The sequence below is a fragment of the Achromobacter mucicolens genome, assembly GCF_902859725.1.
GTDB classification, from domain to species: Bacteria; Pseudomonadota; Gammaproteobacteria; order Burkholderiales; family Burkholderiaceae_B; genus Achromobacter; species Achromobacter mucicolens.
Genome location: NZ_CADIJP010000006.1, coordinates 1 through 18183, shown reverse-complemented (window position 1 = coordinate 18183; position 18183 = coordinate 1). Strand labels below are relative to the sequence as shown.

Genomic DNA, 18183 nt, shown 5'->3' with positions numbered 1-18183 from the left:
CATGGGCTCATTCTTCGTGTTGCGGCCGGTATTCGCCTGGGTAGTGGCGCTTTTCGTTCTGTTGTTCGGCCTGATCTCGGTGGTGCTGCTGCCCGTCGAGCAGTACCCGAACATCGCGCCGCCGTCGATCACCATCCAGGCGACCTTCCGGGGCGCCGATACCACGACCATCGATCGCACCGTCACCTCCATCATCGAGGAGGAAATGAACGGGGTCGACAACTTCCTGTACATGGCGTCGGTCAGCCGCGCCAACGGCACGGCGCAGATCACGGTGACGCTGGAGCCCGGCACGGACCTGGACGTGGCGCGCAGCCAGGTGCAGGACCGCCTGAGCCGGGTCGAGCCGCGGCTGCCGCAAGAGGTGCGCCAGTTGGGCGTGGCCGTGACCAAGGCGTCATCCGGCTTCCTGATGCTGCTGGCATTGCAATCCGAAAGCGGCAACGTCAGCGCCGTCGAGATGGGCAATTTCGCGTCCAACAACATCTTGAATGAGCTGCGCCGTATCCGTGGCGTGGGCGATGTGCAGCTGTTCGGCTCGTCGTACGCCATGCGGATCTGGCTGGACGAGCGCAAGCTGGCAAGTTTTCAGATGTCGGCCAGCGACGCGATGCGCGCGGTGCAGGAGCAGAACGCGCAGACGATCGGCGGTTCGCTGGGCGACCTGCCGCTGGCGCGCGGCGCGGACTTCAACGCGCAGATCGTGGCGCAGAGCCGTTTTTCCACGCCCGAGCAGTTCCGACAGGTCATCCTGCGCGTGAACAACGACGGCTCGCTCGTGCGGTTGGGCGACGTGGCGCGGGTGGAACTGGGCAACGAAAGCTACAACTTCCGCCTCAGCGTCAATGGCAAGGAGGCCGCCGGCATCGCCATCCAGCTGGCCAATGACGCGAACGCGCTGGATGTCGCGCGCCAGGTCCGCCAGCGCATGACGGAGCTGGAATCGGTCTTTCCGGCGGGCGTCGGCTGGACGGTGCCGTTCGACACCACGCCCTTCATCACGACCTCGATCAGTTCGGTGCTGGTCACCATGGTGGAGGCGCTGCTGCTGGTCACGGCGATGGTGTTCCTGTTCCTGCAAAGCTGGCGCAGCACGCTGATCCCGACACTGATCGTGCCGATTGCGCTGATCGGCACCTGCGCGGGCTTGTTCCTGTTTGGCGCGTCCATCAACCTGTTGTCGCTGTTTGGCATGGTGGTGGCGATCGGGGTGTTGAACGATGACGCGATCGTGGTGTCCGAGAACGTCGCCCGCATCATGCAGGACGAAAAGCTTTCCGCGCCTGAAGCCACACGCAAGGCGGTCGGCCAGGTGTGGGGGCCGATCTTCGCCAGCACACTGGTGCTGGTGGCGGTATTCGTGCCGATGGCGATGTTTCCGGGGTCCAGCGGCGCGATCTACCGCCAGTTCTCCATCACCCTGTCGGTCGCCATCGTCGTGTCCACCGTGCTGGCGCTGTCGCTGGGCGCCGCGTTGTGCGCAACGCTGCTCAAGCTGCCGGACGGCAAACCGCCGAAGGGACGGGTGTCCAAGGCCAAGCAATGGGTGTTCGACAAGTTCAACGCGGGCTTTGACGCCATGACGCGCCAGTACGTGCGGGCGGTCGAGCACATGCTGGTGCGGCCGCTGCGCTGGATGCTGATCTTCCTGGGCGTGTGCGGCCTGACGATCTTTCTGTTCTCGCGCTTGCCGGGCGGCTATCTGCCGCTGGAAGACCAGGGCTATTTCTTCGTGTCGTACACCGGCGCGCCCGGCACCACGGCCGACCAGACCGAGGTGGCCGTGCAACAGGCCGAAAGCCTGCTGCGTGAGCAGCCTGCCGTGCGCAACGTGGCGTCGGTGGTCGGGTTCAACTTCTTCGGCCAGGGGCAGACGGCTGCGCTGTCGTTTGTGGACCTGTACCCGTGGAGCGAGCGCACGGATCGCAGCAAGGCGGTCGATGCGCTGGTCGGGCGCAGCAACCTGGCCTTCCGGCAGATTCCCCAGGCAATGATCTTTGCGCTCAATCCGCCGCCGATCCCGTCAATGGGCAACGCGTCGGGCTTTTCCATGAAAGTGCAGGACCGCACGGCGCAGGGCGGCGCGGGCCTGGCCGCGACGGGCGCGGCGATGATCGCGGCCGCCGCCGCCAGTCCGCTGCTGACCGGCGTGCGGCTGGACGGCATGCCGCCGGGGCCGCGGCTGTATGTCGAGATCGACCGCGTGCATGCCCGTGCGCTGGGTTTGCAGGTGGCGCAGGTCAATCAGGCGCTGACGCTGGCGTTCGGCTCGAACTACGTCAACGACTTCCTGCACGATGGCTCGGTGCAGCGGGTGTTCATCCAGGCTGAGGCCGATCAGCGCATGCAGCCGCAGGACATCGCCGCCTTGCAGTTGCCGAACAATCGGGGCGAGATGGTGCCGTTCTCGGCGTTTTCGCGAATGCGCTGGATCGATGGTCCGCAGCAGCTGGAACGCTACAACGGCTTTCCCTCCATCACGATCTCGGGCGAAGCCGCCGCGGGCCGCTCCAGCGGCGTGGCGCTGGCCGAAATGGAGGCCATCGCCGCGCGGGTCCTGCCGCAAGGGATCATGTACGAGTGGACCGGGACCGCGTACGAGGAACAGCAAGCGGGCAACCAGGTGGCGTTGCTGCTGGCCCTGTCGCTGGTCGTGGTGTTTCTGCTGCTGTCCGCGCTGTACGAAAGCTGGTCCGTGCCGGTGTCGGTGCTGCTGATCCTGCCTTTCGGCATCCTGGGCGCCGCCGCATTCACGTTGGGGCGGGGCATGTCGGCGGACATTTACTTCAACATCGGGCTGGTGACCATCATCGGGCTGGCCGCCAAGAACGGCATCCTGATCGTGGAGTTCGCGCTGAAGGAGGAGCTTGAAGGCCGCGACCGCAAGGAAGCGGTGGTCGATGCGGCCCGCCAGCGCCTGCGTCCCATCATCATGACCAGCGTCACGTTCGTGTTGGGCATGCTGCCGCTGGTGCTGGCGACCGGTGCGGGCGCCGCCAGCCGGCAGGCGGTGGGCACCAGCGTGATGGGCAGCATGCTGACCGCCACGCTGTTCGGGGTGTTCTTCACGCCGCTTTTCTACATGGTGGCGCGGCGCTGGTCCGGTCCCCGGAAAACTGCGCCCAAGCCTGGCGAGAGCGGTCCGGCCAAGGCCGAAGAGCGGGGAGAGAACCCATGACCCCCGCCCGCCTTGCCGCCGCCGCGCTGCTTATCGGTGGGCTGTCCGCGTGCAATTTTGCGCCCGAGCACCGCCGGCCCGAAGTGGCCACGCCCGCCATGTTCCCGGGCGAGGTCCCTCCGGATGCCAAGGCGGCGCAGGACGTGACCTGGGAGCAGTTCTTTGGCGATGCGCAGCTCAAGCGCCTGATCGCCCGGTCGCTGGAGCTGAATCAGGACCTGGCAGCGGCCACGGCCCGGATCGAGCAGGCCCGGGCGTTCTACCGCATCGAGCGCGCCAATCAGCTGCCGCAACTGGACGCCGGCGCGGCGGCGTCGCGCAATCAGCAACCGCTGACCGTGCTGGACCCGGCGCTGGCCGGGTCACGGCAGACCGTGCAATTCAATCAGTTCAACGCGCAGGTGATGGTCTCGTCCTTCGAGCTGGACTTCTGGGGGCGGGTGCGCAATATGACCGCCTCGGCGTTGCAGCAGTACCTGGCGACGGTGGAAGGCAGGCGCGCGTTCCGCCTGTCGCTGATCGCAAACGTGGCCTCGACCTATTACGACGCCCAGGCGGGCGAAGAGGGCATCGCGCTGGCGCAGCGCACGGTGGAGACGCGCAGCTATGCGCTCCGCGTGGCCAAGGATCGCCTGGACGCCGGGGTCACGTCGCGCGTCGATTTCGAGCAGTCGGCCATCCTGCTGACCCAGGCGCAGACCCAGCTTGCCGAATGGCAGCGCGCCACGGCGGGGCATTGGAACCGGTTGTGGGTGCTGGTCGGCGAAGACCTGCAGCACGAGATGGCCCCCGGCCAGCCCATCGAGTCCGCGGGGCAGTTCGATGCGCTTAGCCCAGGATTGCCGTCTTCGCTGCTGGTGGTCAGGCCGGACATCCGGCAGGCGGAGAACCGCCTGCGCAGCGCCAATGCCAACATCGGCGCGGCGCGCGCGGCACTCTTTCCGCGCATTGCGCTGACCGGATCGCTGGGCTACGCGTCCACCGAGCTGTCGGATCTGTTCTCCTCACCCAGCCAGATCTGGAACATCGGCGCGGGGATCGGGTGGCCGATCTTCGACTACGGGCAGCGGCGGGCGGCGGTGGACCTGGCCACGGCGCAGCGCGACGAACTGGTCGCCAACTACCGCAAGACGGTGCAGACCGCGTTCAGCGAAGTGGCGACCGCGCTGGAAAACCGCAAGCGCTTTCAGGAACAGGTCACCGCGCAGGAGACGGCGATCCAGGCGCAGCGCCGGCTGGCTGAAACCGCCGAGTTGCGCTACATGAACGGCATCTCCATCTACCTGGAAGTCGTCGACGCAAGGCGCGGCTTGTTCAACGCGGAGCAGCAGATGCTGACGCTGCGGGCCTCGCAATTGCAGAACGGCGTGTCGCTGTACGTGGCGCTGGGTGGCGGGGACGAGCAGCCGGAAGTGGTCATGGCGGACGCGCCGCCCGCGGCGGGCCCCACGTCCACGCCCGTTCTGCCGGCGGGGACAGGTTCTTCCCCCTCGGGAGCCGCGCAGTGAACACCGGCAAGCCCACCGACGCCGTCCAGCGCCCGCGGTGGCGCCGGCTGCGCAAGGCCTTGTTCATTGCGGCCGGGGTGGCGTTGCTGATCGTCTTCACGCTAATGGGCGTGCGCCTGTACGACATCCAGCAGGGGCCGCCGCTGGCTGCGTGGCACACATATGTGCCGCAGGAACTGGACGCCGAGCGGCTGGACCGCAGCACCTGGGACGATTACCTGGCGCATGAGGATCAGCTTTTTGCGCTGGTCAGGCAGAACGTGGGCGACAAGCTGCTGCCCGAGGACAAGGTGGACAGCAACCGCTATTTCGCGGACGCGAAGGTGTACCCCGAGCATTTCGCGCATGACTGGAACCGGTCGTTCATGCTGCTGCCGGCGGGTGAGCCGCGGGGCGTGGCTGTGCTGCTGCATGGCCTGACGGATTCGCCCTACAGCCTGCGCCACGTCGCCGCCCATTACCAATCGGTCGGCTACGTGGCGATCGCCATCCGGATGCCGGGCCACGGCACGGTGCCCGGCGGGCTGACGGACGCGCATTGGGAAGACTGGGCGGCGGCCACGCGCCTGGCCGTGCGCGAAGCCCGCCGCCGCGTGCCGGCGCCCAAACCGCTGCACATGGTGGGCTTTTCCAACGGCGGTGCGTTGGCGCTGATGCACGCGCTGGATGCGCTGGACAATCCCAAGCTCGACAAGCCCGACCGCCTGGTGCTGATCTCGCCGATGGTCGGCATCACGTCGTTCGCGCGCTTCGCGGGCTTGGCGGGGCTGCCGGCCATCCTGCCCGCGTTTGCCAAGGCAGCATGGCTCAGCATCGTGCCGGAGTTCAATCCCTTCAAGTACAACTCTTTCCCGGTCCACGCGGCCCGCCAGTCGTTCGAGCTGACTCAGACGCTGCAGGACAGGCTGGTCGCGCAGCAGCGCGCGGGCGGCCTGGAACGGTTGCCGCCGATCATCACGTTCCACTCCGTGCTGGATTTCACCGTCAGCACGCGCGCGCTGATCAACGCGCTGTATGCGCGGCTGCCTGCCAACGGTAGCGATCTGGTGCTGTTCGACCTGAACCGGGCCACCAAGCTTGGGCCGCTGTTCCGGCGCGGTGTCGCCTGGCAACTGGCGGGCACGCTGCCCGGTGAAAAGCGCAACTATCGCCTGACGCTCGTCACCAACGCCAGCCCCACGTCAAGCGCCATGATCGAGCGCGTCATTGAGCCGAACGCCACCGCCGTCGTGGAACGGGCCATCGGCATGGACTATCCGCGCGAGGTCTATTCGCTGTCGCACGTGGCGCTGCCGTTCCCGACCGACGACGCGCTGTACGGCACGCATCCGGACAACATCGAAGAATTTGGCATCAGCCTGGGCGCCATGTCCATGCGCGGCGAAGTCGGCGCCTTCGTGATCGGCATGGACACGCTGACCCGGCTGACCTCCAATCCGTTCTATGCCTATCTGGTCAAGCGCGTTGATGGGGTGATACCACGATGACGTCCTTCGCAATGTCCGGCATCTTTGCCCTCCTGCTGCTCGGCCTGCTGTACCTGGCCAGCCCGATCTTCGTGCCGTTGGCGTTTGCGTTGTTCGTCATCTGCCTGGTTGCGCCGCTGCGCCAGTACCTGGGCCGCAGGATGCCGGCGCCGCTGGCCGCGATCCTGGCGCTGGTGGTCACGGTGGTCGTGTCGGTGGTGTTCCTGTCGCTGGCGGCCTGGGGCTTCAGCCTGGTCGCGCAGTGGGTCATGGCCAACGCCGCGCGCTTCCAGCGTCTGTTCACGCTGGAGACCGAAACGCTGCACCCGCACGGCGCGATGGCGATCCAGATGTTCCAGGACAGCTTCAACGTGTCATGGCTGGTGCGGGCGATCCAGGAGGTGGCGCTGCGGATCAACAGCATGCTGGGCATGATCTTCATCGCCTTTGTTTTCATTGCGCTGGGGCTGTTCGAGCTTGACGAGGCGCCGGCGCGGCTGATCCGCCTGCTGGGTGAGGCCCGGGCGCAGCGCTGGATGGCGATCGGGCGCGATGTCGCCGCCAAGTTGCGCTGGTACATGGTGATCCGCACGATCGCAAGCGTGCTGACGGGCGTGACGGTCTGGCTGTTTGCCATCTATGCCGGCCTGGAGTTGGCGACCGCCTGGGGCGGGCTCGCCTTCCTGCTCAATTACATCCCGTTCCTCGGGCCGCTGGTGGCTACGGTGTTTCCGGCGTTCTTCGCGTTCGTGCAGGTCGGATCGCTGCAGACCAGCATTGCGGTGCTCGTCGTCCTGAACTGCATCCAGATCGTCTATGGCTGTTATCTGGAACCCAGGCTTGCCGGCAGCGCGTTTGCGCTGTCGCCGCTGATGGTGATGTTTGCTGTTTTTTTCTGGGGGTTTGTGTGGGGCATTCCGGGCACGTTCATTGGCGTGCCCCTACTTATCGTGATGACCACCGTGTACGGCGCAGGCCGCAGTTCACGCGTTGCCCGCAGCTGAGCCGGCCGGTCCGGGCTCCGCCCGGCAAGTCGGCCGACCCGCTCTCGTCTTTGCTCATTATTGGAGGTGCATGATGGAAAGCAGTACTCCCAAGAAGCTTGGATTGCTTGCCTTGACCGGCATGGTGGTGGGGTCGATGATCGGCGCCGGGATCTTCTCGCTGCCCAGGACCTTTGGCGGGGCGACGGGCGTCGTCGGCGCGGTTATCGCGTGGATCATCGCGGGGGCGGGCATGTATACGCTGGCGCGCGTGTTTCAGGCGCTGGCCGAGCGCAAGCCCGAAATGGACGCGGGCGTCTTTGCGTACGCCAAGGCGGGCTTTGGCAACTATATGGGTTTTCTGTCCGCGTTTGGCTACTGGATCGGCAGCTGCATCGGCAACGTCTCGTACTGGGTGCTGATCAAGTCCACGCTCGGCGCCTTTTTTCCCGTTTTCGGCGACGGCAACACGGTCATCGCGATCGCGGTGGCGTCGGTGGGGATCTGGCTGTTTCACTTCATGATCCTGCGCGGGGTGCAGCAGGCGGCGTTCATCAACGCGGTCGTTACGGTCGCCAAGATCATTCCGATCGTGGTGTTCATCGTCGTGCTGTTCGTGGCGTTCAAGCTCGACCTGTTCCGCATCAACTTCTGGGGCGAGATGAGCGGCTACGGCCTGTTCGAGCAGGTGCGCAGAACCATGCTGGTGACCGTCTTCGTATTCCTGGGAATCGAGGGCGCAAGCGTGTATTCGCGATTCGCGTCCAAGCGCTCGGACGTGGGGGTGGCCACGCTGATCGGCTTTGTCACGGCGCTGCTGCTGATGGTGTTGGTGTCGCTGCTGCCCTATGCGGTCATGCAGCAGAGCGACATCGCCGGGCTGCGTCAGCCGTCGATGGCCGGCGTGCTGGAATCGGTGGTGGGGCCGTGGGGCGCGGTGTTCGTCAGCGTGGGCCTCTTGATCTCGGTGCTGGGCGCCTATCTGGCCTGGTCGCTGATCTGCGCGGAAGTGATGCACGCGGCGTCCAAGAACGAAGACATGCCGCGCGCGTTCGCCCGTGAGAACAAGAACGGCGTGCCGGTCGTGGCGCTGTGGGTGACCAACATCATCGTGCAGCTCTTCGTCATCAGCACGTACTGGTCGCGCGACGCCTTTGCGCTGATGCTGAGCCTGACCAGCGCGATGTCGTTGATCCCCTATCTGCTGGTCGCCGGATTCGGCTGGCAGCTTGCCAAGCGCGGCGAGACGTATGTCGACGGCAAGGACCGCAAGCGCGATCTGACGCTTGCCAGCATCGCCGCCATCTACACGGTGTTCATGATTCTCGCCGGCGGCTTGAAGTTCCTGCTGCTGTCGGCGCTGTTGTACGCGCCCGGATCCATTCTGTACTTCTGGGCCCGGCGCGAGCAGGGCAGGTCGTTCTTCACGGGTTGGGAGTTGGTCGTTTTCATCGTGGCATGCGTCGGAGCGCTGGCCGCCATTGTCGGCCTGATCTACGGCTGGATCGCCATTTAACGTCTGGGAGCTAGTCATGGCTGATACCGAGGAATTTGGAGTCCATTCAGAAGTCGGGCAATTGCGCACGGTGATGGTCTGCGCGCCGGGACGCGCCCACGAAAGATTGACGCCCTCCAATTGCGATGCGTTGCTGTTCGACGACGTCATGTGGGTCGACAACGCCAAGCGCGACCATTTCGACTTCATGACCAAGATGCGGGACCGCGGCGTGGACGTGCTGGAAATGCACAATCTGCTGGCCGAAACGGTCGCGATACCCGAAGCAAAGAAGTGGATCCTTGACAACCAGGTGGTGGCGAACCAGGTCGGGCTGGGATTGCTCGATGAGATCCGCAGCTACCTGGACGGGCTGGCGCCGCGCAAGCTGGCCGAGACGCTGATCGGGGGGCTGTCGACCGACGAGTTTCCCGAGTCGGTGGGCGGGGAACAGCTCATGCTGATCAAGGAGGCCGCGGGCGTCACGGAATACCTGCTGCCGCCGCTGCCCAACACGCTGTACACGCGCGACACGACCTGCTGGATCTACGGCGGCGTGACGCTCAATCCGCTTTACTGGCCCGCGCGGCACGAAGAGACGATCCTGACGTCGTCCATCTACAAGTTCCATCCGCGCTTTGCCGGCAAGGTGAATGTCTGGTGGGGCGACCCCACGGCCGACCACGGACTGGCCACGCTGGAAGGCGGCGACGTCATGCCGATTGGCAACCGCACGGTGATGATCGGCATGAGCGAACGCACGTCGCGCCAGGCAATCAGCCAGCTGGCGGCCACGCTCTTCGCCAAGAACGCGGCCGACCGGGTGATCGTGGCGGCCATGCCCAAGCTGCGGGCGGCCATGCACCTGGATACCGTGCTGACCTTCGCGGACCGTGACTGCGTGCTGATGTATCCCGACATCGTCAACAACGTCCAGGCGTTCTCGTACCGGCCGGGCAGCACCCCGGGCTCGCTGGAGCTGCACAAGGACAAGGGCTCGCTCGTGGACGTGATCGGCGAGGCGCTGGGCGTCAAGAAGATGCGCGTGGTCGAGACCGGCGGCAACGCCTATGTCCGCGAGCGCACGCAGTGGGACAGCGGCGCCAATCTGGTCTGCATCTCGCCCGGGGTGGTGCTGGCCTATGACCGGAACGTCTACACCAACACGCTGCTGCGCAAGGCGGGCATCGAGGTCATCACCTTCGTCGGCGCGGAACTGGGCCGGGGCCGCGGCGGCGGGCATTGCATGACGTGCCCGATCTCGCGGGATGCCGCTTAACGGGGGATCGGCGTGCGCGGCCGTTCCGGAGGGGGACGGCCGCGCGGGCGGGGCAAGCACTGGGTCTTTTTCAGGAGAAGATCGTGAGCGGGGAAACTGCCAAACTTTCTCGCATGGCGCTTGCCGCCATGGTAGTGGGTTCGATGGTGGGGGCGGGGATCTTTTCGCTGCCCAGCGTGTTTGCGCGCAATACCGGTCCGGTGGGCGGCATGGTGGCCTGGGCCATTGCCGGCACGGGCATGTTGACGCTGGCGATGGTCTTCCAGTTCCTGGCGCGCCGGCGTCCCGACCTGGACACGGGCATCTTCGCGTACGCCAAGGCGGGCTTCGGGCTGTATCTGGGGTTTCTGGCGGCGCTGGGCTACTGGACGGCCGCTTGCCTGGGCAACGTCAGCTACTTCGTCATCTTCAAGGGAACGCTGGGCGCCGTGCTGCCGTTCTTCGGTGATGGCGACACCGTGCCGGCCGTGCTGGTGTCTTCGGTGCTGTTGTGGTCTACCCATTTCCTGATCCTGCGCGGCATCCGTCAGGCCGCCGGGATGAACACGGTCGTCACCATCGCCAAGGTCGTCCCGATTGCGATCTTCATCGTCTTTGCCGCCTTTGCCGTGGACCTGGACGTGCTGCGCGCGAACATCGCCGAGGGGCTCAGCGGTGAAGGCAAGGGCAGTCTTTTCGAGCAGGTGCGCAACACGATGCTGGTCACGGTGTTCGTGTTCCTGGGGGTGGAAGGCGCCAGCGTTTATTCGCGCTACGCCAAGCGGCGCGAGGACGTGGCGGTTGCGACCATTGTGGGTTTTTTGCTGGTGCTGGCGCTGCTGGTGATGGTGACGATGCTGTCGTACGGCGTGCTGCCGCGCGCGGAGATCGCGGCGCTGCGCAACCCGTCCATGGCGGGCGTGTTGCGCGCGGTGGTCGGGCCGTGGGGCGGCATGCTGGTCAGCGTGGGGCTGATGGTGTCTGTGGCGGGCGCCTATCTGGCGTGGATCCTGCTGGCGGCCGAAGTGCTGCGCGCCGCGGCGGGCGCGGGCATCATGCCGTCGTTCCTGGGCCGCGAAAACCGCCACGGCGTGCCGGCAGCCGCGCTCTGGCTCAGCAACGGCATCGTGCAGCTCTTTCTGATCGTCACGCTCTTTACCGAAGACACCTTCGTGCTGCTCAAGAACATGGCCAGTTCGATGAGCCTGATGCCGTATTTCTTCGTGGCGGCGTTTGGGCTGATGCTGACCGTGCGCGGTGAAACCTACAACGGCTGGGGCGGGCGGCGCAAGATCGAGCTGGCGCTGGCGGCGGCCGCGACGGTCTATGCGGCCGGGCTGGTGTACGCGGGCGGCTTCCGGTATTTCGTCCTGTCGTGCGTCATCTATGCGCCTGGCACGATTCTCTTTCTGATCTCCCGCCGGGAGCAGCGCGGCAACATCTTTGCCCCGTATGAATGGCCGATCCTGATTCTGGTGCTGGTGTCGTGCGGCATCGGCGTGTGGGCGATCAGCACGGGCAACACGGCGTTCTAGGGACGCGCGAAGGAGCCGCACGGCAATGGTCAGCGAACTGGCAATCGTCCTCACCATCCTTTGCGCGGCTGTCGTGCTGTTTGTCATCGGGCGGCCCCGGTCCGATGCCGTGGCGCTGCTGGTCATGCTGCTGCTGCCATTCAGCGGCACGGTGACCTACCGCGAGGCGCTGGACGGATTCTCCAATCCCAACATCATCCTGATCGCCTGCCTGTTCGTCGTGGGCGAGGGGCTGGTGCGCACGGGTGTCGCGCAGGCCGTGGGCGACCTGCTGCTGCGGCATGGCGGCAAGAGCGAGAGATGGCTGGTGCTGCTGGTGATGGGGGCCGTCGGCTCGATGGGCGCGGTGATGAGCTCCACGGCCGTGGTCGCCATCTTCATTCCCATCGTCCTGCGGATCGCGCGCAAGTCCGGCATGGCCAGCCGCCGGATCCTGATGCCGATGGGCGCGGCGGCAGCCATGAGCGGCATGCTGACGCTGGTGGCGACCACGCCGAACCTGGTGCTCAACAGCGCGCTGGGCTATGCGGGCTACGCGGGCTTTCGCTTCTTTGACTTCACGCCGATCGGCATTGTCGTCCTGGCCGGTGGCATCGCCTACATGCTGTTTGCGCGCAATCTGATCGACGCGGGCCAGGGGGCGCGCGCCGCGAACCGGCCCAGCTTCGGCGACTGGGTCACCAAGTATTCCCTGCAGAACCGGGCCTGCCGCCTGCTGGTGCAGGACGACTCCGATCTGGCCGGTCGTCAGCTTGGCATGTGGGCGGGCGAACTGGGCAAGGCGGCGTTCGTCATCGCCATCGAGCGGCACTCGCGCTTCGCCCGGGCCGTGATGCGCCCCACGGCGGACGACGTGCTGGAAGCGGGCGACATCCTGTTGCTGGACATGGACGCCGAAGGTTTCGACATCGACGGATTCTGCGCCCGGCATCAGGTCAAGCGGCTGGCGATGTCCGGGGTGTACTTCACCGATCAGGCGCGCGACGTGGGCATGATGGAGGTCATCATCCCCTCGGAGTCGCGGCTGGAGGGCGCAAATGCCCGTGAATCCGTGGTGCTGGCCCGGCACGGGCTCTTTGTTGTCGGCCTGTGGCGCGGCAAGGAGGCCATGCGCGACCTGCCCAATGCAAAGATGCGCGTGGGTGACACGCTGCTGGTGGTCGGCCCGTGGGCAGGCATTTTCTCGCTGCAGGCCGAAGAGCACGATCTGGTCAGCCTGGCCATGCCGGTCGAAGCCGATTCGCTGGTGCCGGTGCCCAATCGCGCCCTTCACGCGCTGTTCTCGCTGGCGACGGTCGTGTTCCTGATGCTGACCGACTGGGTGCCCAACGTGATGGCGGGTCTGATCGGCGGCCTGATGATGGGCCTGTTCGGCTGTGTGACGCTGGACGTGGCGTACCGGTCGATCAACTGGCGCGCGCTGATCCTGATCGTGGGCATGCTGCCTTTTGCGCTGGCGCTCAAGCGCAGCGGCGGCGTCGATATGGCCGCGCAGTTCCTGCTGCACTATTCGGGCGACTGGGGCATCTACGGACAGCTGGCGCTGGTGTTCGTGGCGACCGTCACGTTGGGCGTGGTGGTGTCGGGCACGGCCACTGCCGTGCTGATGGGCCCGGTGGCGATCAGCATCGCCGAAAGCCTGCATGCTTCGCCCTACGCGTTTGCGATGACGGTGGCCATCGCGTCGTCCGCGGCGTTCATGTCGCCAGTGTCCACGCCTTCCAATGCGCTGGTCAGCGTGGCGGGGGGCTTTGGCTTTGCCGACTATCTGAAGATCGGAACGCCATTGACCTTGTTTTCCCTGGTGGTCAGCGTGTTGCTGATCCCGATCCTGTTTCCGTCCTGAAGGCGGATGACTCACCCAGAGGCGCGATCATGGTTGTCAGGACTGGTATTGCATTCACGGCGGCATTGCTGATTTTCGGGGCTGCGTCGGCGCATTCCCATTCCTTGCCCGCGGCCCAAGCGGCGCCGCCGCCGGGCGCGCAGGCCGCGGCCGATTCCCGGATCCTCTTCGAAAATGTCCGCATCTTCGACGGCGTGTCGGGCGAGCTGAGTCCGGCGAGCAGCGTGCTGGTCCACGGCAACGTCATCGAGAGGGTGTCGCGCGACAAGGTGTCGGCCGACGGCGCGCGGGTCATCGACGGCGGCGGGCGCACGCTCATGCCGGGGCTGATCGACATGCATTGGCACAGCATGTTCGTCGGCGTGCCGCTGGCCGTGGCGATGACCCAGGATCCGACCTACCTGAACATTGTCGCGGGCGTGGAGGCGGGGAAGACGCTGATGCGCGGCTTCACCACGGTGCGGGACCTGGGCGGCTCGGCGTTCAGCCTGAAGCAGGCGGTGGATCAGGGCGTGATCCCGGGCCCACGCATTTACCCGTCCGGCGCGATGATCAGCGTGACCAGCGGGCATGGCGATTTCCGTTCGATGGCGGACCTGCCGCGCACGCTAGGGGCGCCAGCGTCGCGGCACGATCTGGCCGGCGACAGCACCATCGCCGACAGCCCCGACGAAGTGCGCCTGCGCACGCGCGAGCAACTCATGCAGGGCGCGACGCAGATCAAGCTGACCGGCGGTGGAGGCGTGTCGTCGCCGCACAGCCCGCTGGACGTCGTGACGTTCACCGAGCCCGAGCTTCGCGCGGCGGTGGAGGCCGCGACGGATTGGGGCACCTACGTGGCGGTGCACGCCTACACGCCCACCGCCATCCAGCGGGCCATCAAGGCGGGCGTGCAGAGCATCGAGCACGGCAGCATGATGGATGAGGAAACGGCGCAGCTGATGGCCCGATCGGGCGTATGGCTTAGCACGCAGCCCTTTCCGGACGAACTGGCAGACGCCTTTCCCCGCGGCTCGGACCAATGGCAAAAAGCGCAGGAGGTCTTTGCCGGCACCGACCGGACCTATCAGTTGGCGATCAAGTACAAACTGAAGACGGCGTTCGGCACCGACATCCTTTTTTCCAGCCAGCTGGCGGCGCAGCAGGGCAGGATCCTCGCCAGCCTCACGCGGTGGTACACGCCGGCACAGACGCTCATGATGGCGACCGGCACGAACGCCGAATTGCTCAAGTTGTCGGGCAAGCGCAATCCTTACCGCGGCGACCTGGGCGTGGTGCGCGAGGGGGCGCTTGCCGATCTGCTGTTGGTCGATGGCAACCCCATTGAAGACATCTCGCTGATCGGTGACCCGGAAAAAAACTTCCTGGTCATCATGAAGGACGGGGTGCTCTACAAGGACACCGTGCCGGTACGCTGAGCGTTTCAGGCGGGCGGCGCGGGCATGATGCCCCACGGCGCGCGCCGTTATCAGCGCGGCGCGCCGCCGTCAGAAGGTGCCGACGGTCACCAGTTGGTCCGACGCGAACATGGCGGCCGGCGAGATGATGGGTTCTTCCCAGGGAATGCGCTTGCCGTAGCGTTCCTGCATCTTGGCCTGCACGGCGGGCGAGGCCAGATCGAAGCTTTTCAGCGGGGCCAGCGCGCCAATCTGCACGCCGAGGACGCGCTCGTAGATCTTCCAGACCAGTTCGGAGCAATAGATCTGGTCGTCCGACCAGGCGAACGCCAGATCGTAGGGCTTGCCCACATAGGCGGCGCCCGCCTTGGCCAGGCGGGTGCGCGCGTCGGGCGTGAGCTGCGATGCGTCGCGCAGCCGCTTGACGACGTAATGGCCGCGCTCGCCTTGCGCGATCCATTGGGAGAGGGGGGTGTAGCTGACGCGTGCCGCGGCCTCGAGGACGTAGGTCTGGCCTTGGCGCGTCACGATCATGCCCATGTGGCTATAGGGCGAATGCGTGGCCTGTTGGATGGCCAGGCTTTGCGCCGATCGCGATTGCTGGAAAACCATGTCGCCTGTCTGCAAGTCGGGCGTTGCGGCGGCGGCCATGGACAGCGCGCAAAGCGCTGCCCCGGCGGCCGCACAGACCTTTGCCGTCAGCCTCACGGGCGAGCCCGTCCTGTCGCAGGCGTCTGCTTTTTGGCGCGCGGTTTGGCCGCGGGCTTTTCTTCCTTGGGCGGCGTGTCGAACTCTTGTTTGTTGCGCTCGCCGCGGGGCGTGTTTTCGGGGTGGGGTTTGGGAAATGCCCAGGGCTTTGTTTTCTGATCCATTGCATGTACTCCTTGCACAGGCGGAACAGTAGCATTAGCCGTGGTCCCTGGGTAAGTGAGGGTTGACGTCAATATTCATCACATCGTGATATGCAGCGGAAAATGGTCACCCGCGCATCACGGCGTTTTGGGAATTTCCGCGACCCAGATGCGGTCGAACTGCTCTCGAACGCGGCGCGCCCAGTCGTCGATGGCACCTTGCACGTCGGCCGCCGTGGGCTTGCGGCTCTCGGGCAGGTTGCTGCCCGTGACGGCGCCCATCGAGGCGATCAGCAGCTGGTTGGTGGTGGCATCGCGTGCCGAGGCTTCGATCAACAGCCGCGCCGATTGATCGCGCAGGCCCGCGGCCTTGGCCGTCTGGCCCAGCACGTAGCCGATCGGCACGTACTCGCCCGGGCGCGGATCGCGATCGTTGCGGAAGGTGCCCGTGATGGCGGCCCGCAGCCGCACCGAGCGCGGCGCGGGCGCCGATATCAGCTGATAGCCGGCCTGCGAAAACTCGCGGCGCAAGGCGGCGTTCATGTAGTCCAGCACGCGTTGCCGCAGTTCGGCATTGTCGCGAAAGTCCAACTCGTCAGGCCGGTCGCCGGGAATGTAGGTCACATTCTCCATGAGCAGCTTTTTGTCGAACTGGCTGCCGATCGGCGGCCCTGGCCGGACCCAGATGCGGCCGCCGCTCCAGTTTGGGTCCTGCTGGAGCTGGCTCTGGGGTTCGCCAAGCGCGGTGGAATAGTCCTTGGCCTTGGGCAGATTGGTGCAGCCGGCCAGTCCGATGAGTGCGCAGCAGGCCGCGCGCAGTGCGAGGTTGGGCTTCATGGGGGCTTTCCTTTTCAGACAACGGCGTCCGCGGCGGCGGACACAAGACCGGCACGATTCATGCTGGCAATTATCTGCCCGAAACTCGCGCTGCCGCGGCTATTTTTTTGGCTGCGGGCGTCGGCTGCGTGCCTGGCCGCATCATCCTTCTGACCATGCGAAAACGCTGTCTTGCTGGCCGCGGCTAGCGCTACGATGAGCATGTGCACATAGAAGGAGACATCTATGGACACCGCCAACGAATGGTATGCCGCCGTCAAGGAATGGCAGCGGGCCCGCGATGAACTGACCGAAGCAATCGCCGCGATCCAGTGGCCCAGTCCCACGCCCGGCTGCCTTGAAAACTACGACCGCGCCTTTGCGCATGAAACCGAGGCCCGCGAACGCATGAACGCTGCCTACGCGCGATCCCGACGATAGCAGCGAGACGCATTGGCGGCGCCAATTGGGGCGCGAGGTTCTTGGCTCCATGAAATGCGGAGGGTGTGGCTCTTTCAGTGGGGCCACGCGCGCGGTATGTTGTCGCTTTCCTGACCTTTTCATCGCGCCGCCATCATGTACCTGCCGTCCGCCTTTCGCGAAGATTCGCTGGATATCCAGCACGAGTTCATCCGCGCCCACCCGCTGGGCGTCGTCTGCACCAGCGGCGACGGCGGGCTGATGGCCAATCACATTCCCTGTCTGCTTTATCCCGAAGGCTCGCATGGCGTCCTGCGCCTGCACGTGGCGCGCGCCAATCCGCAGCTTGCCGAGCTGGCGTCGGGACGCGAGTGCCTGGTGGCCTTCCACGGCGCGCAGGCCTATATCACGCCGTCCTGGTACGCGACCAAGGCGGAGACGCACAAGGTGGTGCCCACCTGGAATTTCGTGGCTGTCCACGTGTGGGGCACGCCTGTCATCCAGGACGATCCGGCGTGGCTGCGCGCCCAGCTGGAGGCCCTGACCGATAGCCAGGAGCGCGCCCGTGCCCAGCCGTGGCGCGTGGACGAGGCGCCCGCCGACTTCATCGCCGCGCAGATGCGCGCCATCATCGGCGTGGAAATCCCCATTGCGCGCATCGAAGGCAAGTGGAAGGTCAGTCAGAACCGCAACGCGGCCGATCGCGAGGGCGTGGCCGAGGGGCTGGTCAACGAACGCGGCGACGCGGTCATGGCCGGCCTGGTGGCGCGGCGCGGCGGCGGCGCCTGAAGGCGTCAGGACGCGCCGCGCCTGGCATGCGCGCCACGACCCGCGGTCAAGCACAGGATGGCGGCCAACTGCAATACGGCGGCGGCGGCCAGGAAACCCGGCAGCGCCAGCCCCGTCGGCTGCAACAGGGTCCGCAACGCCCCGAATGCGGCCGGCGCAAAGGCATAAGCGCCTTGCGACAGCGCCACGATCAGGGGCACCACCCGGGCCGCCTCCTCGCGCGCGAACTCCGCCTGCGCGATCAGGGGCGGCAGGGACGTGGCGTTGCCGATGCCCGACCCGAACAGCACCACGCCTGCCCACACCGCCCACACGTGTTCCCCGGCCAACATCAGCACCAGCGACCCGGCGATCTGCACGGCATAGGCCGCGCAGGCGATCCGGCGGCGGTCGGCCGCCGGAGGCATCAGCCAGCCGACGAGCGAGCGTCCGGCGATGGCGCTGGCGGTGGCAAGTCCCATTGCCAGCCCCGCCGTCTGCGCGCCCAGCAGCGGCGCCAGCAGCGACAGCAGGTGCGCGATCAGGCCGATCTGGGCGAACAGGCCGAGCGCCATGCCGGCGGCCAGCGTCACGAACGCGCGGTCGCGGCGCAGCGGGCCGGCGGCCGCCGGCGCGGTCTGCGTGGCTGTGGGCGGCTTGCC

15 protein-coding genes are annotated in these 18183 nt (G+C 66.2%); 11 read left to right on the top strand and 4 right to left on the bottom strand.

Annotation, left to right across the window (positions count from 1 at the left end; all coding sequences use genetic code 11):
• Window position 1: 1 nt before the first annotated feature.
• The 9 genes from HV786_RS08720 to HV786_RS08680 all read left to right on the top strand — a co-directional run bounded on the left by HV786_RS08720 (window position 2) and on the right by HV786_RS08680 (window position 14687).
• Complete coding sequence (locus HV786_RS08720) at window positions 2-3178, top strand: multidrug efflux RND transporter permease subunit (RefSeq protein ID WP_254599466.1); 3177 nt, start codon at window positions 2-4, stop codon at window positions 3176-3178.
• A complete protein-coding gene (locus tag HV786_RS08715) occupies window positions 3175-4686 on the top strand; it encodes an efflux transporter outer membrane subunit (protein WP_128830271.1) in 1512 nt (503 codons plus the stop codon). The genes HV786_RS08720 and HV786_RS08715 overlap by 4 nt, the downstream gene beginning before the upstream one ends.
• Complete coding sequence (locus HV786_RS08710; RefSeq protein WP_217472107.1) at window positions 4683-6173, top strand: alpha/beta hydrolase; 1491 nt, start codon at window positions 4683-4685, stop codon at window positions 6171-6173. Before HV786_RS08715 ends, HV786_RS08710 begins: the two co-directional genes overlap by 4 nt.
• The gene (locus tag HV786_RS08705; protein WP_128828762.1) at window positions 6170-7156 is read left to right on the top strand and encodes an AI-2E family transporter; all 987 of its coding nucleotides are present in this window, start codon (window positions 6170-6172) and stop codon (window positions 7154-7156) included. The genes HV786_RS08710 and HV786_RS08705 overlap by 4 nt, the downstream gene beginning before the upstream one ends.
• 73 nt (window positions 7157-7229) lie before the next feature.
• Window positions 7230-8651 (top strand): basic amino acid/polyamine antiporter, encoded by a 1422-nt coding sequence (locus HV786_RS08700; RefSeq protein WP_128828761.1) that lies wholly within the window; start codon window positions 7230-7232, stop codon window positions 8649-8651.
• Between the two features lie 16 nt (window positions 8652-8667).
• The gene (gene arcA / locus HV786_RS08695) at window positions 8668-9909 is read left to right on the top strand and encodes an arginine deiminase (RefSeq protein ID WP_128828760.1); all 1242 of its coding nucleotides are present in this window, start codon (window positions 8668-8670) and stop codon (window positions 9907-9909) included.
• A gap of 83 nt (window positions 9910-9992) precedes the next feature.
• A complete protein-coding gene (locus HV786_RS08690; protein ID WP_256387867.1) occupies window positions 9993-11423 on the top strand; it encodes a basic amino acid/polyamine antiporter in 1431 nt (476 codons plus the stop codon).
• 25 nt (window positions 11424-11448) lie between these two features.
• The gene (locus HV786_RS08685; RefSeq protein WP_128828759.1) at window positions 11449-13269 is read left to right on the top strand and encodes an SLC13 family permease; all 1821 of its coding nucleotides are present in this window, start codon (window positions 11449-11451) and stop codon (window positions 13267-13269) included.
• Between the two features lie 29 nt (window positions 13270-13298).
• Entirely contained in the window at window positions 13299-14687 is a 1389-nt protein-coding gene (locus HV786_RS08680) for a metal-dependent hydrolase family protein (protein ID WP_128828758.1), read from the top strand.
• A gap of 69 nt (window positions 14688-14756) precedes the next feature.
• Here HV786_RS08680 and HV786_RS08675 read toward each other — a convergent pair whose 3' ends face one another.
• The 3 genes from HV786_RS08675 to HV786_RS08665 form a co-directional block, all read right to left on the bottom strand.
• On the bottom strand, window positions 14757-15374 hold the full coding sequence (locus tag HV786_RS08675) for a YiiX family permuted papain-like enzyme (RefSeq protein ID WP_256387866.1): 618 nt from the start codon (window positions 15372-15374) through the stop codon (window positions 14757-14759).
• Window positions 15371-15538, bottom strand: coding sequence for a hypothetical protein (locus tag HV786_RS08670; RefSeq protein ID WP_174245436.1), 168 nt, complete (start codon window positions 15536-15538; stop codon window positions 15371-15373). The genes HV786_RS08675 and HV786_RS08670 overlap by 4 nt, the downstream gene beginning before the upstream one ends.
• A gap of 117 nt (window positions 15539-15655) precedes the next feature.
• Window positions 15656-16354 (bottom strand): DUF3313 domain-containing protein, encoded by a 699-nt coding sequence (locus HV786_RS08665; RefSeq protein WP_128828756.1) that lies wholly within the window; start codon window positions 16352-16354, stop codon window positions 15656-15658.
• Between the two features lie 225 nt (window positions 16355-16579).
• Here HV786_RS08665 and HV786_RS08660 point away from each other — a divergent pair, with 225 nt between their 5' ends.
• Together HV786_RS08660 and HV786_RS08655 are read left to right on the top strand one after the other, a co-directional pair.
• The gene (locus tag HV786_RS08660; protein ID WP_056323375.1) at window positions 16580-16774 is read left to right on the top strand and encodes a hypothetical protein; all 195 of its coding nucleotides are present in this window, start codon (window positions 16580-16582) and stop codon (window positions 16772-16774) included.
• A gap of 135 nt (window positions 16775-16909) precedes the next feature.
• Window positions 16910-17542 carry an FMN-binding negative transcriptional regulator gene (locus HV786_RS08655; RefSeq protein WP_175210560.1) on the top strand — a complete coding sequence of 211 codons (633 nt, stop codon included), beginning with the start codon at window positions 16910-16912 and terminating at the stop codon, window positions 17540-17542.
• A gap of 5 nt (window positions 17543-17547) precedes the next feature.
• Here the strand turns inward: HV786_RS08655 and HV786_RS08650 are convergent.
• A partial coding sequence (locus tag HV786_RS08650) for an MFS transporter (RefSeq protein WP_476691491.1) occupies window positions 17548-18183 on the bottom strand: 636 nt, incomplete at its 5' end.

What these genes read in the sequence shown, in the direction of transcription:
- HV786_RS08720 (WP_254599466.1), top strand. Translation starts at nt 2, where the DNA reads ATGGGCTCATTCTTCGTGTTGCGGCCGGTATTCGCCTGGGTAGTGGCG.
- HV786_RS08715 (WP_128830271.1), top strand. Translation starts at nt 3,175, where the DNA reads ATGACCCCCGCCCGCCTTGCCGCCGCCGCGCTGCTTATCGGTGGGCTG.
- HV786_RS08705 (WP_128828762.1), top strand. Translation starts at nt 6,170, where the DNA reads ATGACGTCCTTCGCAATGTCCGGCATCTTTGCCCTCCTGCTGCTCGGC.
- HV786_RS08700 (WP_128828761.1), top strand. Translation starts at nt 7,230, where the DNA reads ATGGAAAGCAGTACTCCCAAGAAGCTTGGATTGCTTGCCTTGACCGGC.
- arcA (WP_128828760.1), top strand. Translation starts at nt 8,668, where the DNA reads ATGGCTGATACCGAGGAATTTGGAGTCCATTCAGAAGTCGGGCAATTG.
- HV786_RS08685 (WP_128828759.1), top strand. Translation starts at nt 11,449, where the DNA reads ATGGTCAGCGAACTGGCAATCGTCCTCACCATCCTTTGCGCGGCTGTC.
- HV786_RS08680 (WP_128828758.1), top strand. Translation starts at nt 13,299, where the DNA reads ATGGTTGTCAGGACTGGTATTGCATTCACGGCGGCATTGCTGATTTTC.
- HV786_RS08670 (WP_174245436.1), bottom strand. Translation starts at nt 15,538, where the DNA reads ATGGATCAGAAAACAAAGCCCTGGGCATTTCCCAAACCCCACCCCGAA.
- HV786_RS08665 (WP_128828756.1), bottom strand. Translation starts at nt 16,354, where the DNA reads ATGAAGCCCAACCTCGCACTGCGCGCGGCCTGCTGCGCACTCATCGGA.
- HV786_RS08660 (WP_056323375.1), top strand. Translation starts at nt 16,580, where the DNA reads ATGGACACCGCCAACGAATGGTATGCCGCCGTCAAGGAATGGCAGCGG.
- HV786_RS08655 (WP_175210560.1), top strand. Translation starts at nt 16,910, where the DNA reads ATGTACCTGCCGTCCGCCTTTCGCGAAGATTCGCTGGATATCCAGCAC.